Below are 14511 nucleotides of genomic sequence, written 5' to 3' on the forward strand. Positions count from 1 at the left end.
ACCCGCGCAGTGAGCGACGTCAAAACCACGGATTCCCTCTTTTTTCGAATAGCGCCTTACTTAGGGTTGGCGGGAACGTCATTATTTTGGGCAGGCAATGCACTGGTCGCGCGCGGCTTCAATGACAGCATCCCCCCGCTGGCGCTGTCTTTCCATCGCTGGCTGGTTTGCGCACTCCTTATATCTCCATTCATTTTGCGTGCATTCCTGCGCCACAAAGACATCATAAAACAGCATTGGATGAAAATTTCAGTGCTAGCGTTTCTCGGCGTGACGACCTTCAACTCACTGCTTTACACCTCCGCACAATTCACTACAGCACTCAACATAACCTTAGTGAATTCGCTTCTGCCAGTAGCCACGCTAGTCTTAGCGATGCCTCTACTTGGCCAGCGCCTGAACATTAGAAGTGGAATCGGCGTACTACTCGCCTTTCTTGGCGCACTATACGTAATACTGCGCGGCCAACCCGCCACGCTGATGTCTTTGCAGATGAATGCGGGCGACAGCATCATGGCGGCGGCCATGGTCATTTGGTCGCTGTACTCGGTTTTACTTAGAAAATGGGACATCCCCATCCCAGGTTTCGACTTGTTCGCTATTCTGTTGGGGTTGGGGCTGCCGATGATCCTGCCTTTTTACGCGTTGGAGCATCACTTCAAAGGAGGATTCGAGTGGACTTATGACTTGATGGCGGTCATCGCGTATGTAGCGATATTCCCATCCCTCTGCGCGTACCTGTTGTGGAATTACGGCGTCACCAAAACCTCACCCAGCACCGCCGCCCTATTCGCCTATTTGACGCCACTGCTTACCGCTTTACTGTCCATTCCTTTTCTTGACGAGCACCCGCAGAGCTACCATTTTATAGGCGGTGGAGCGATTTTGACCGGCCTATGGCTGTCTCAAGATATGGGCAAAGCCGTCAAGCCGCCGACTCCAGCACCTCGAACTTAACTCCCCGATGCTGCAACCGCTCCATCAAAGGCATCCCCATCGCCATAACAGGCGTAATGACGCCATAGGATTTTGGTAATTTGCGCCGATCCAAAGCCAGGCATAAGCCGCTTTCCGCCAGCATCTTTGAGGTTTCGCCGTAGCCAGGATCGCCGCCGCTCACCTGTGTCTTGATCTTTCGACCGTTGCAGGAGCCAACGAACACAACCTTGAACCACCCCCGACTACGTTGCTCGGGAGTAGGCCCCTGTCCCGCAGGTTTCAGCCCAAGCAGCCAGTCACGAGTAGGCTTGAGTTGGGCCAATGCAAATACGCCCCCCACAAAGGCTGCGCCAGCGATGACCTTTGGCAGCTTTTTCACCTGCACATAATGCCCATATTTGAACTCCTGACCATAGACCTCCATCGCTCTGGCGCTGCGTTTCACCACTTGCGGGTCGATGGTTGGGAATGGGCATGCCCAGGCGCTAATTTCTTTGCGAAAGCGCAAGCTGAAGTCCACGTTTCCGACTTTCCGGACGGACTCCGCCGCTCGCGGCATTTTGCGCTTCTGAGCTTGCGCCTGACGCGCCCTTGAGAAGGCGTGCACCGCAGAGTGCCAAGTCCCTCCCGAAAACGCGCCGCCTGCTCGCACGAACCCTTCCACCTTGACAGGGTTATCCGCCAGCTCATCCGAGGACAAACCTTGCGTCAGCTCAGCTACGGTATAATAAGCGCCAAGGTCATGCGGAATGCTGTCAAAGCCACAGCAGTTCACAATTCTGACCTTGTTGCGTTTAGCCGCTTCGTCATACTGACTGATCATCGCATCGACAAACTCAGGCTCGCCAGTTAGGTCCGCATAATCCGCCCCCTGAGTCACACAGGCTTTCACCACGGGCTCGCCAAATTTGATGTAGGGCCCGACTGTATTTACTACCGCCCTTGCGTCTCTCGCCATGGCATCCAAACTTGCCTGATCGCCGATGTCCGCCCAAACAATATACAATCGGCTGCGCACATCCGGATTGATCGAGCATAACCGCTTTTTCAATCGCTCCAGCTTATCCAGACTCCGGCCCGCGATCGCCCAGACGAAATCCTCCCGCATCATCGCTCTCGCCAGATACTCGGCGGTCAACTCTCCTGTATACCCTGTCGCCCCAAATAGAACCAGATCATAAATTTTCTTGTTCGCCATGTGGAATATCCTTGTACCGACTTGACAGTATGCCTAGCGCCACGCATTAATAAGCCGTTTGACCTAGGACGCGAGAATCCGTCAATTCTCACCCGAATGCAAATACATACATTAATAATCCGGTTATAATACCCCCCGCCCAAGGTAAAACAACAGACAATCCGGGGGCTTAACGCTAATGAAACTTGGAATAGAATTACCGACATGTCGGATAAAAAACAATTTGCCATAGTAATGCTGGTATCGGCGCTGTTTGTATTATGGATTTTATACGGCAGCCTGGAGATAGTTTTCATAAACGACGAACTCAAAGAAGACCCCGTACTCTCTAAATACCCATACAATTTCAGGGTCATAGAGAAAGATGGCCGCGTCGCCGTTATGGGCACCCTTCACTCCAACCAGAAGACGCTGTCGAAAGCGTTGCGCATTGTGTTTCCGGAGCTGAAGGATGAGCGAGACAATTCTCGCGCTGTCCTGCAGGCTGAAAAAGACTTCGCCAGAATGCAGGCTTACGCCCAAGACCTCGTACTGAAGAATGAAGCTTTTGACTTTGTTCGCTGGGAACTCGATGAAAACTGGCTCCGAGTTCAAGGCGTTCCTTTTGAGATGGAAGAGCCAGACGCCGCCTCGCCAATGGCGGACGCTAACGCCAGCTAATCGAATGTATAAAAAAACGCCCTTTTTAGGGCGTTTTTTTCATCATAAGCAAGGGGCTATATAGCCCCCTATCTTATGCTGAGAATGGGTGTCTCAGAGTAATCGTCTCGTTGCGATCCGGACCAGTAGAGATAACATCGATCGGCGCTTCGATCTGTTTCTCAAGGAAAGTGATGTAATCACGCGCATTTTTTGGAAGATCTTCTACTCGCTTGACGCCGAAAGTGCTTTCCTTCCAGCCTGGCAGTTCCTCATAAACCGGCTCCACCTCACCAAACGCCTCGCAATCAATCGGCGGACGCGTAATCTCAGCACCATCAGCGGTACGATAACCCACGCAGACTTTCACGACATCCAGACCATCCAGGACATCTAACTTGGTTAAGCAGATTCCTGAAACGCTGTTGATTTGAATAGCATGACGCAAAGCTACCGCATCAAACCACCCGCAACGACGTGGACGACCTGTGGTGGCGCCAAACTCATTTCCTTTCTTCGCCAAATAAGCTCCAACGTCATCAAACAATTCCGTTGGGAATGGGCCGGAGCCAACGCGCGTTGCATAGGCTTTAGTGATTCCCAACACATAGTCCAGGTACATCGGACCAAAACCACTGCCGGTTGCAGTGCCGCCAGCGGTTGTATTCGAGGAGGTAACGAAGGGATAGGTACCCAGATCGATATCCAGTAATGAGCCCTGAGCGCCTTCAAAAAGAACATTCTCGCCGCGCTTTCTGAACTCATGCAACATGTCAGTGACGTCCGCCATCATCGGCAGTAACTCTTCCGCCATTTTCAGAGTTTCGTCGAGCGTCTTCTGATAGTCGACCGGAGCGACATTATAGTAGTGCTCAAGAACAAAATTCTGATACTGCATGATCTCCTTCAGCTTTTCAGCGAAACGCTCAGGCTTCGCCAAATCGCCAAGACGCACACCACGACGCGCCACTTTATCCTCATAAGCGGGACCAATTCCACGGCCCGTCGTACCAATTTTAGCCGCCCCTAGTCGCTCTTCCCGCGCCAGATCCAAGGCCTTGTGGTAAGGCAGAATCAGAGGACAAGCCGGGCTCAGGTATAAACGTTGACGCACAGGAACGCCTTTGTCTTCAAGGGTCTTGATTTCCGACAGCAACGCATCTGGAGCCAACACTACGCCATTACCAATAAGGCAGGCGACATTGCTGCGCAAAATCCCTGAAGGAATCAGGTGTAGAACGGTTTTCTGGCCGTCTATCACCAACGTGTGCCCGGCATTGTGTCCGCCTTGGAAACGGGCTACCGCAGCAACTTCTTCCGTAAGCAGGTCCACAATCTTACCTTTGCCCTCGTCACCCCATTGAGTGCCGAGAATGACCACATTTTTGCCCATGATGATTAAATCTCTATTTAACTTGATTAGGATTGAATTCGGTTAAGGGCGTTACGATCCATTGCCCCGACTCGTCCCGTACGACTTGGCGATCGCAGTGGGAAGCCCAGTGGCCAGCTTCCTCACCGGGCATCAGTTGTATAACTCTGTCGCTCCGCCGCAACTGCCTGATTAGCTCCCATAACTCTGCGTCCTGACCGTTTGGAGCCAAAATAGCGCCCGCCGGCTGCGCCCACTCGCGCTTGCCCATGCGGTATAAAGCTTTCAAATCCACGCTGAAACCCATCGCAGGGCGTCCCCGTCCAAAATCGCGCCCTACTTCGTCATAGCGCCCGCCTTTCGCCACCGCCTGTCCCAGGCCCTCGGTATATGCAGCGAACACCAGACCAGTGTAATATTTGTAGCCGCGCATTTCGCAGAAGTCGAAATAGATCTCCACTTCTGGGTAGCGTTCGCCAATCACTGCAGCCACCTGGCTCATTTCGTCCAGCGCGTACTCAATATCTGGGTTGCCCGCAAAAATTCTGCGTGCTTCTTTCATTTTTTCTTTGCCGCCCGCCAGCCTCGGCAAAGCCATTACCTTTTGGCGAATCGCGTTGTCTGGTATGGTTGCGGCTATCTCGTCGACCTCTGGAATCGCCTTTCTTCTCAACGCCTCAAACAGCTCGTCAGACTGAATTTTGGACAGTTTCGCTTCCGCCAGTATCGCCTGATAAACCCCAACATGGGCCAGATCCATGTGCAGCGGACTGATCTTAGCCAGATTAAGCGTTTCCAGCATCAGAGAAATAATCTCAATGTCAGCGGCGGAGCCCACCACGCCATACAGCTCGCACCCCGTCTGAATAGGAGTGCGTGAGGAAAACATACTGGGGGATTTGGTGCGCAGAACACTGCCGATGTAGCAGAACCGACTGGCCACCTCGTGAGATCGGCGCGAATCAATACGAGCCACTTGAGGCGTCATATCCGCCCTGATGCCCATCAGTCGTCCAGTAAGCTGATCCGTCACTTTGAACATCTCCAGCTCCAAATCGCGTCCGACGCCAATAAGCAGAGAGTCAAGAAATTCCAACAAGGGAGGCACAATCATCTCGTACCCCCAGGAATGATACAGGTCCAGCAACTGTCGTCTCAGTTCCTCAATACGTTTGGCTTCTGGCGGCAATAACTCTTCCACGCCGTCAGGGAGAAGCCATAAATCAGATTCGGACATTGACTGCTTATCGCCAAACATTCATTTCACCTTTAGGTGCGCAACTTTTTATGCGGGCAAGGACTCAGAGGTTAATTAGGGACAGCAGGGCGATTCCCACCAACATGCTTACAAAAGCAGCCATGCGTATAGTTTTATCGTCAGCCTGCGCCAATCTAGCCGCCATATTTCGCCAGCGCCCTGGATACAGAAATGGAACAACGCCCTCTAATACCAACATCAGACACAGCGCAATTCCCAGCTCCCGCCACATAGGGACCACCAGTTACCTTGCTTTGCTCCTCCTTGTTGCACGGAACAAAGCCACACAAAAAATATACAGTTGCCGGTATTTAATCACAAAAAAACCGGGATAGTTCCCGGTTGCAGAATATTACCACTATTTCGGCGGCTTCCCAATGCTTTTTCAGGCTGGGTTAATTACCCTGGGTAGCGCCTCGCGGCTGTTTCAGGAAGCGGAGAAATTCGCTGTCTGGTTGCAGAATCAGCAAGTCCCCCTTACTGGAGAAAGTTTGCTCGTAGGCGCCCATACTCCGATAGAAAGAATAGAACTCTGGATTTTTACTGAATGCGTCAGCGTAGATTCTTGAAGCAACTGAGTCGCCCTCACCTCGAAGCTGTTCCGCCTCTTTGTACGCATTGGCGTCAATTACCGTTCTTTCCGCATCTGCAGCAGCACGCACGGCTTCCGCCTGCTCTTCACCTTGTGAGCGATGCTGCTGAGCAATTTTCAAACGCTCAGACTCCATTCTTTCGTAAACAGAGTCACTGACGCGAGTTGGCAATTCTATGGCGCGAACACGAATGTCGTTAATCTCAATACCAAATTCTGCGCGAGCAATCTGATCCAGGCTTTTGGTCAATTCCTCCATCAGCTCTTCCCGCTCGCCAGCCACCACCTCATGCATGGTGCGGCGACCGAACTGGTCACGCAGACCGTTATCGATACGAGACTCAAGCAAGCGTACGGCATTATTTTCATCGCCTGCTGTTGAGCGATAGAACTGCCCCACATTCACAATACGCCACGTTGCGTATGAGTCCACGTCAAGCGGCTTCTGCTCACCAGTCAAATAGCTCTTGGTTGGTAAATCCATCACCAGAACACGGATATCAAACTTACGAGCCACATCCACAAATGGAATTTTAAAGTGCAGCCCGGCTCCAATATCAGACTCAACCATTCCGCCAAAGCGCAGCAACACTGCTCTATGAGTCTCAGGAACGATGTATACGCCCTGCATGACAACAATGACGGACAGCAAGATAGCGCCTAGAGAAATTGCAAATCTTGTAGTCATTACTGCCCCCTGCTTCTGCTCAGAACTTCATTACGGGAACGGAAATCCTCCACAGCCCGGGATGTGCCGCTGGAGCCCGTATCCACATTACGCGGAATAATAGCGCCCGCTGCGGGAGCCGCATCGGTGCGATTTAGCATCTTATCCAAGGGAAGGTACATAATATTGTTCCCCTGTCCTTGATCCACCAGTACTTTACTGCTGCCGGACAGAACTTTCTCCATCGTGTCGATATACAAACGCTCGCGGGTCACCCCTGGCGCACTCTCGTAGATATCAAGCACTTTCAGGAAGCGTTGAGTTTCACCTTCGGCTTGCGCGATGACCTGATCCCGATATGCCTTGGCTTCCTCGATTACCCTTTGCGCCTTACCTCTCGCCTCAGGGACAACCTGATTTTTATAGGCTTGCGCACGGTTAATGACCTTCTGCTCATCCTCTTTGGCGCGCTGCACCTCTTCAAATGCAGACTTAACCGCCGCAGGAGGTTGCGCAGCATTGATGTTGACTTTCTTCACCTCTATACCAGAGCCGTAGAAATCAAGATAACGCTGTAAGCGATCCTGCACGTTGATAGCCAGAATCGCGCGCCCTTCAGTCAGCACCTTATCCATAGATTCAGAACCAACCTCATGACGCAAAGCACTGTCTATGGCAAAGTCCAGAGTCGTAACAGGATCGCGCATCACCAGCGTATACTTTCGCAAGTCGCCAATGACGTACTGAACGGTCAGATCAATATCCACGATATTCTCATCTTCCGTCAGCATGTGACCTTTTTTCTTCTGATTACGAACCGAGGTGACTTCTTCAATGAAAACTTGGTCGATCAGGGGGATTTTAAATTGCAGACCAGGCTGGCGCGTATCCAAATACTTACCAAAGCGCAAAACAATTGCGTTTTCTTTTTCATCCACCCGGAATACAGAGCTTGATAGAGCCAGCAGCACCAGCACAACGATGACGATCGCCGCCACGCCACCAGAGACCCCTCCGCCACCTCCAGACGAACCGCCCCGGGACGGCTTGCCGCCAAACAATCCACCGACTTTTTCCAAGCCTTTACGAATTACCTCATCCAGATCTGGCGGTCCGTCGTTCTTATTGCCACGACGGCCTGAGCCCCATGGGTCCTGATTATTATTTCCGCCTGGTTCATTCCAAGCCATTTTATTCCCCTTCGTTGTGAAGATTTAAAGCTTGCGCGTAATACTATTTATCTATGTCTCAATCGGCAAGGTTCTGAAGTGCATTTAGATAACGCCAACATACGACGCAGAGAACTCAGACAGCCGATACACACAACTTCTGAGCTTAGCAGACATGCCCTGCAAGCTGCTCAAGACTCACGCCTTCCTTATGCGCTATTTGCAGCCAGTCAGTCTTCGGCATCTTTATTCGCACGCTAAAGGAGCCGTCCTCCCTTACCTCTTCCGACAATACGGCCTCTCTCTCATAAAGCTTGGCGCGTAAACGCCCTAGCGCAGGCGGAATGCAAAGCATCTCATCAATCATATCCGCGCCCAGCAGCTTTCCAATAGCCTGCTCCAACAAGCCCAGTCCTTCTCCGGTGACCGCAGAAAGCCAAACTCGCGTTGGCTCGCCATTTTCATTCACTTCCAGACGCGGCTCCGCTGCCTCAAGCCGATCTACTTTATTAAAGACAAACAAGGAAGGAATGTCGTCGGCGCCAATCTCCTTAAGAACATCCTCAACTTGCTCGATGTTCTCTCTACGCTTTGGATCGCTAGCGTCGACAACATGGAGCAACAGCGAAGCGTTGCATGTTTCTTCCAGTGTCGCACGAAAAGCATCGACAAGCTTATGGGGAAGGTGCCGAATAAATCCAACAGTGTCAGCCAGCACCACGGAGCCATAGTTCTCTAGATTTATGCGCCTAAGCGTAGGGTCCAGGGTAGCGAACAACTGGTCCGCAGCATACACGTCGGACAGAGAGATTCGATTAAATAGAGTAGACTTACCAGCGTTGGTGTAACCAACGAGAGAGATAGTCGGCATTTCCGCGCGGCGACGCGCGCGCCGACCTTGTTCACGCTGCTTGCGAACCTTCTCCAGACGTTTGTGAATAGACTTGATGCGGCCGCGAATGAGCCGCCTATCTGTTTCAAGCTGGGTTTCACCGGGCCCGCGCAGGCCGATTCCGCCTTTTTGGCGCTCAAGGTGGGTCCAACCCCGCACCAGCCTGGTAGACAAGTGCTCAAGCTGGGCCAGCTCCACCTGAAGCTTACCTTCATGAGTTCGCGCTCGCTGGGCGAATATATCGAGAATCAGGCCAGTTCTGTCCAGAACCCGTACTTGCAGATCCTTTTCCAAGTTTCGTTCTTGACTGGGACTAAGAGAATGATTGAACAGAACGACTTCCGCTTCATGCTCAATTACCGCAGCCCTGACTTCCTCTAGCTTACCGCTACCGACAAAATAACGTGGACTGGGCTGATTACGCGTTCCGGTGACCAACGCAACAGGCTCCGCGCCGGCCGATAAAGCTAATTCCGTAAGCTCGCGTGGGTCTTCTCGATCTTTTTCTTCCAGCATATCCAGGTGAACAAGTACAGCCCGCTCACCTGCTTTAGGACGCTCAAACAATCAGGCGCTGCTCCGCATTAAGCATTAGACGCTTCGTTTTCCCCTTCGCCCGGTGCGGCGATGCGCACGTTCCGCGCGGGGACAACTGTGGAGATAGCGTGTTTGTAAACCATTTGGCTGACGGTGTTTTTCAGCAGAATAACAAACTGATCGAACGATTCAATTTGCCCCTGCAGTTTGATGCCGTTTACCAGGAAGATGGATACAGGGATGCGTTCCTTCCGTAGCGCATTTAAATAAGGGTCTTGTAAAGATTGCCCTTTTGACATTGGAATTCTCCTACTTTTAGTTCTAATTATCGGTGATTAAATTACTAACTCGTGTATGTATTATCACCAGGGACGGTTTGCCAGCCTTTGGACAGCACTAAGAAATAGTATAGCGCCAACGTACGATCTGACCTATAGTGGATTACACGATTGTAACCGTTGTGAAATCAGTCGCATAGCGGCTTCGACTAATTGTGTATCATCTGCAGACAACCAATTTATCTCGGGCCAGGAGCGCAACCAAGTCATCTGCCTTTTCGCCAACTGGCGTGTCGCAGCGCTCGCTTTTTCCACCATCTCTTCCCAGCCATACTCGCCTTCGAGATAAGACCACACCTGACGATACCCTACCGCCCTGATTGAGGGCAGATCCACACTAAGATCGCCTCGTTGACGCAACCGCTCAACCTCACCTAGCAGCCCCTGCTCTAACATAACCTGAAAGCGCTTAGCGATACGGGCATGCAAATCTTCGCGCTTAACAGGAGCCAAGGCCAAACTCAGCACATTGTAAGGCAAAGCTGCGCCATTCACACTGTCCCAATTAAGCTCATTTTCTGGATTTACGCCATCCGCCGCCCAATAAAGCGAGAGCGGTTTCCCTGTCAGACGATACACTTCCAGTGCGCGCTGAATACGCTGCCGGTTGTTTGGATGGATTTTAGCCGCCGCCACCGGATCAACCTGTCGCAGCTGTTCATGCAACGCAGGCCAACCAAGCTGCTCCGCTTCTTCCAGAATCCGACTGCGCACAGTCTCGTCTGCGCTGGGCATATCGCCCAATCCCTGGCACAAAGCTTTATAGTACATAATAGTCCCGCCTACCAGCAGGGGAATACGTCCCGCATTAACGCTTTGCTCCATAAGACGCAGGGCGTCGGCGCGAAATTCCGCAGCGGAATAGGGTTCAGCCGGATCGCGGATATCAATCAAATGATGAGGGTAGCGCGCCAGAGTTTCAGGATCTGGCTTGGCGGAGCCAATGTCCATGCCGCGGTACACCATGACGGAGTCGACACTGATCAGATCACAGGGTAATCGCTCGCTCAACGCCATAGCAAGATCGGTCTTACCGGACGCCGTCGGCCCCATTAAGAGTATTGCTGGCGGAGCCGCCTTTTTATCAGACACTATCGCCCCCGCAGAAACAGTTTATCCAGCTCAGACATTGTCAACTGCACCCATGTTGGTCGGCCGTGGTTGCACTGCCCACTGCGCTCAGTTTCCTCCATGTCTCGCAGCAATGCATTCATTTCAGCGATAGTCAGCTGGCGATTAGCCCTTACAGCGCCATGACAAGCCATAGTCCCCAGTAGCTCATTCATCGTTTCCTCCACTTTGCGGGTGGAGCCATGTTCCGCCAGCTCCGCAATCACATCCCTCACCAAAGCTTCGACATTCGCGTTTCTTAATAACGCCGGGACTTGCCGAACAATTATAGACTCTGCCCCTGCAACTGTGATTTCCAACCCCAATTGGCGCAACGTCTCCGCATTTTCTTCTACCGCCAGTGACTCCCGGCGACTGACAGCAAGGTTCATCGGCACCAACATGGGTTGTGTGGTCACGCCACTATTGTGCAGCGAGCGTTTCATACGCTCATAAACAATACGCTCATGTGCGGCATGCATATCGACCAGTATCATGCCTTGTGCGTTCTGCGCTAAGACAAACACCCCGTGCAACTGCGCAATCGCATAACCCAGCGGAGCTTCTGTCGCCTCATCTGCAACAGGAGTAGCTCGATCAGACGCAGGACCAAACATATCGCCAAGCCCTGAGTTATCGTGCAGTTGCCCGTAGGCGGAGATCTGCTCCCTAACCGCGCCGGTTGACGGAACTCCAGTCACAGAGAATCCGCCAGCTGCGGGCTGCTGTCTTAGTGGTAACGCATCCTGCGTAGGCCATTGCATTACCGGTCGCTCAGGTTCAGTCACCGTCAATGGTTCTACAGTGGCCACCTGAGGCTTCACCTCAGCCAAAGCCCTGTGCAAGCTGCGAAACAGGAAGTCATGCACCATGCGCCCTTCTCGAAAACGCACTTCATGCTTGGTGGGATGGACATTCACGTCGACTGTGGCGGGATCGAGCTCCAAATACAGAACAAAGGCGGGATGTCGCCCATGATAAAGCACATCCTGATAGGCTTGACGCACCGCGTGAGCCACCAGCTTGTCGCGAATCACCCTTCCGTTGACGAAGAAATACTGTAAGTCCGCCTGACTGCGGGAGAACGTGGGCTTAGCCACCCAGCCGGTCAGTGATAAGCCTGATGCGGAAACATTAATAGGAATGGCGCTCTCAATAAAGTTTGAGCTGCAAAGCTGCCCAATTCGGCGGATATGATCCTCTTCCGAGGCGGCCGGGCGGAGCTGGTGCACAACTTTTTGGTTATGGCGCAGCGTAAACGCTATGCTCAAGCGGCCCAGCGCCTGCCGTTTGATAATTTCCTCGATATGGCCAAACTCGGTTTTTTCGGTACGCATAAACTTACGTCGAGCCGGCGTATTGTAAAACAGGTCTCGCACCTCAACTGTAGTGCCCGGGGTGTGGGCCGCCGGCGAAATATCCGGCTTCATGTCGCGCCCCTCCACCTCAACCTTCCACGCCTCCGCCTGATTATGCGGCCGCGAAGTCAGAGTCAACCGGGACACCGAGCAGATACTGGCCAGCGCCTCACCTCGAAACCCCAGAGTGGCTACCGCCTCCAGATCCTCCAGCGTCTCGATCTTGCTGGTAGCGTGACGGGACAACGCCAAAGGCAGGTCTTCGCGGTCAATGCCGCCGCCATCATCCCGGATACGAATCAGTTTGATCCCGCCACTCTCAATGTCGATTTCAATTTTTCGAGCGCCGGCGTCCAGAGCGTTTTCCACCAACTCCTTCACCACAGAGGATGGTCGTTCTACGACCTCACCGGCAGCAATCTGGTTAGCTAAGCGGGGTGTGAGTAAATGAATTTTCGACATCGGGTAATTCGGCAATTTATCAGGATGCGGGTCGCCGCTGCCGCTGAGCTGCGTCAACAACAGCGAAAGTGAGAAATTGCGCAGATGGTAACAGAAGTGTGCGGGCAACAGAACCGGCGCAAAGAGCGCCGGCCTGGATAGCAAGTCTTCAGGTGGCGGGTATCATTAAAACCTGACCAATCCTCAGCGACTCCGTGGTAAGCCCGTTATGGCTCATTAGATCATTCAGGCTGATGTTGTTTCTTTGCGCAATGCTGCTAAGCGTATCGCCTTTCTCTATTACATAAGTCTGTCCCAGCTTGCCCTGCCCGGACTGCTTACGATACGCCATAAGAGTGCCCGGCGGCGGCGCATCGACAAAGTACTTTTGCAAACCGCCATATATCGCCTTTGCGATTTTCTTCTGGTATTTACTGGTTTTGAGCCTCTGAGCCTCTGATGGATTGGAAATAAACCCGGTTTCCACCAGTATGGAGGGAATATCTGGTGATTTCAGAACCACAAACCCCGCCTGCTCGACTCTTTTCTTATGCAAACGAGAGACGCCGCCGACAGATTGGAGAACGCTATCCCCCACAGTCAAACTCGCCTTCAGGCTCGCCGTCATGGATAAGTCCAGCAGCACTCCCGCCAATACCTGATCCTTATCTTCCAAGCTAACGCCGCCAACACCGCCGATTAAATCAGACGTATTTTCCTTTTCCGCCAGCCATCGCGCAGTTTCACTAGTAGCGCCGCGCTTAGAAAGCGCAAAGACAGAAGCGCCGTTAGCCTCCGGACTCTTAAACGCATCCGCATGCACAGACACCAGCAAATCCGCGTTATACTCACGCGCCAACGCAGTGCGGTTGCGCAAAGGGACAAAGTAATCGCCCTTACGCGTCAAACGGCTGGAAAATCCCCGTTCCTGATCAAGCAACGCCTGCAACTCACGAGATATAGCCAGCACCACATCCTTTTCCCGAACGCCCTTAGGCCCAATGGCGCCGGGGTCCTCGCCGCCATGCCCAGCGTCGATCACTACAACGATATCGCGCTTCTGCGTATGATCGTCAGCCTGCTTTTTAACCTGCTGGGCGCCGCCTGCGCCATACAAATCAATAACCAGACGGTGACCGTATTGCTCATTTGGCTGCAACGAGAAACTCTTTGGATTAACGCCCTCTTTCAGGTCCAAGACCACGCGCAGATCCTTGGAGCCGCGACGGGCGCTGCGGATACGCTGAATCGGCGTACCTGAATAGCTGACAGAGGAAAAATCGGCCTCCAGAGAAGCCTGTGAAATATCAATCACCAACCGGTCCGGCCTGGCCAAAGCAAACACTTTGTGATCCACCGGACCACTCATGTCAAACACCAGACGAGTATGGTCCGGCGCCGGCCAGACGCGGACATTGCTGACCGTGGCCGCTCCCGCAGCGGAAGAAATCAGTATCACACTGAGTAACATCAGTCTGAGCGCTACTGTCATCTTGTAAACCTCATTGCCCAGTATAGTCTTTACTCCCGGGACTGCTTTACGTCGTAAGACTCCAGCCATTGACAGCCTCGCGTGGTGTGCGCCAGCAGCTTGATTCTGCGGCCTTTCATCAGCACCTGGATATCCACCGTGAGGTCAGGCTCCGGCAACAATGGAGCGCCTTTATCAGGCCACTCCACCAAACAAATCGAATTTTCATGGAAATAATCGCGGATACCGAGAAACTCCAGCTCCTCAGGGTCCGCCAACCGGTACAGGTCAAAATGGAAAACCAGCCTATCTTCCAATTGATAAGGTTCGACCAGCGTATAGGTGGGACTCTTAACCAAACCTGAATACCCCATCCCTCGCATCATCGCACGGGTCAATGTGGTTTTCCCCGCTCCGAGCTGCCCTTGCAGATAGATTACCCCAGGCGCATCAAAGCACTGCGATAGCTCATCGCCCAATATCGCCATGGCCTCCTCATCTGGAGCCACTACCTGTCTGGATGCAAGCAT

General features: G+C 52.6%; 14 protein-coding genes. 2 read left to right on the forward strand and 12 right to left on the reverse strand.

Annotation, left to right across the window (positions count from 1 at the left end):
- Window positions 1–9: 9 nt before the first annotated feature.
- Window positions 10–957 (forward strand): DMT family transporter, encoded by a 948-nt coding sequence (locus tag AC2IBB_RS27005; protein WP_486329794.1) that lies wholly within the window; start codon window positions 10–12, stop codon window positions 955–957.
- Here the strand turns inward: AC2IBB_RS27005 and AC2IBB_RS27010 are convergent.
- Window positions 926–2137 carry a saccharopine dehydrogenase family protein gene (locus AC2IBB_RS27010; protein WP_486329795.1) on the reverse strand — a complete coding sequence of 404 codons (1212 nt, stop codon included), beginning with the start codon at window positions 2135–2137 and terminating at the stop codon, window positions 926–928. The two genes, AC2IBB_RS27005 and AC2IBB_RS27010, sit on opposite strands and share 32 nt — an antisense overlap.
- A gap of 204 nt (window positions 2138–2341) precedes the next feature.
- Here AC2IBB_RS27010 and AC2IBB_RS27015 point away from each other — a divergent pair, with 204 nt between their 5' ends.
- Entirely contained in the window at window positions 2342–2797 is a 456-nt protein-coding gene (locus AC2IBB_RS27015) for a hypothetical protein (protein ID WP_486329796.1), read from the forward strand.
- 73 nt (window positions 2798–2870) lie between these two features.
- Here AC2IBB_RS27015 and AC2IBB_RS27020 read toward each other — a convergent pair whose 3' ends face one another.
- The 11 genes from AC2IBB_RS27020 to tsaE all read right to left on the reverse strand — a co-directional run bounded on the left by AC2IBB_RS27020 (window position 2871) and on the right by tsaE (window position 14511).
- A complete protein-coding gene (locus AC2IBB_RS27020; protein ID WP_486329797.1) occupies window positions 2871–4169 on the reverse strand; it encodes an adenylosuccinate synthase in 1299 nt (432 codons plus the stop codon).
- A 13-nt stretch (window positions 4170–4182) separates the two neighbouring features.
- Entirely contained in the window at window positions 4183–5406 is a 1224-nt protein-coding gene (locus AC2IBB_RS27025; protein ID WP_486329798.1) for an ATP phosphoribosyltransferase regulatory subunit, read from the reverse strand.
- Window positions 5407–5449: 43 nt separating this feature from the next.
- A complete protein-coding gene (locus tag AC2IBB_RS27030) occupies window positions 5450–5638 on the reverse strand; it encodes a DUF2065 domain-containing protein (RefSeq protein WP_486329799.1) in 189 nt (62 codons plus the stop codon).
- A gap of 163 nt (window positions 5639–5801) precedes the next feature.
- The gene (gene hflC / locus AC2IBB_RS27035; protein WP_486329800.1) at window positions 5802–6686 is read right to left on the reverse strand and encodes a protease modulator HflC; all 885 of its coding nucleotides are present in this window, start codon (window positions 6684–6686) and stop codon (window positions 5802–5804) included.
- The gene (gene hflK / locus AC2IBB_RS27040; protein ID WP_486329801.1) at window positions 6686–7855 is read right to left on the reverse strand and encodes an FtsH protease activity modulator HflK; all 1170 of its coding nucleotides are present in this window, start codon (window positions 7853–7855) and stop codon (window positions 6686–6688) included. The genes hflC and hflK overlap by 1 nt, the downstream gene beginning before the upstream one ends.
- Window positions 7856–8000: 145 nt before the next feature.
- Window positions 8001–9293 (reverse strand): ribosome rescue GTPase HflX, encoded by a 1293-nt coding sequence (gene hflX / locus AC2IBB_RS27045; RefSeq protein ID WP_486329802.1) that lies wholly within the window; start codon window positions 9291–9293, stop codon window positions 8001–8003.
- A 17-nt stretch (window positions 9294–9310) separates the two neighbouring features.
- Entirely contained in the window at window positions 9311–9562 is a 252-nt protein-coding gene (hfq, locus tag AC2IBB_RS27050; protein WP_305903468.1) for an RNA chaperone Hfq, read from the reverse strand.
- A 132-nt stretch (window positions 9563–9694) separates the two neighbouring features.
- Window positions 9695–10693 carry a tRNA (adenosine(37)-N6)-dimethylallyltransferase MiaA gene (gene miaA, locus AC2IBB_RS27055; RefSeq protein ID WP_486329803.1) on the reverse strand — a complete coding sequence of 333 codons (999 nt, stop codon included), beginning with the start codon at window positions 10691–10693 and terminating at the stop codon, window positions 9695–9697.
- Window positions 10693–12531: a DNA mismatch repair endonuclease MutL gene (mutL, locus tag AC2IBB_RS27060; RefSeq protein ID WP_486329804.1), complete on the reverse strand. Its 1839-nt coding sequence runs from the start codon at window positions 12529–12531 to the stop codon at window positions 10693–10695. Before mutL ends, miaA begins: the two co-directional genes overlap by 1 nt.
- 148 nt (window positions 12532–12679) lie before the next feature.
- Window positions 12680–14002: an N-acetylmuramoyl-L-alanine amidase gene (locus tag AC2IBB_RS27065; RefSeq protein WP_486329805.1), complete on the reverse strand. Its 1323-nt coding sequence runs from the start codon at window positions 14000–14002 to the stop codon at window positions 12680–12682.
- A 29-nt stretch (window positions 14003–14031) separates the two neighbouring features.
- Window positions 14032–14511, reverse strand: a complete 480-nt coding sequence (gene tsaE, locus AC2IBB_RS27070) for a tRNA (adenosine(37)-N6)-threonylcarbamoyltransferase complex ATPase subunit type 1 TsaE (protein ID WP_486334001.1) — start codon at window positions 14509–14511, stop codon at window positions 14032–14034.

It is taken from the genome of Hahella sp. NS-SX17, from assembly GCF_057367735.1.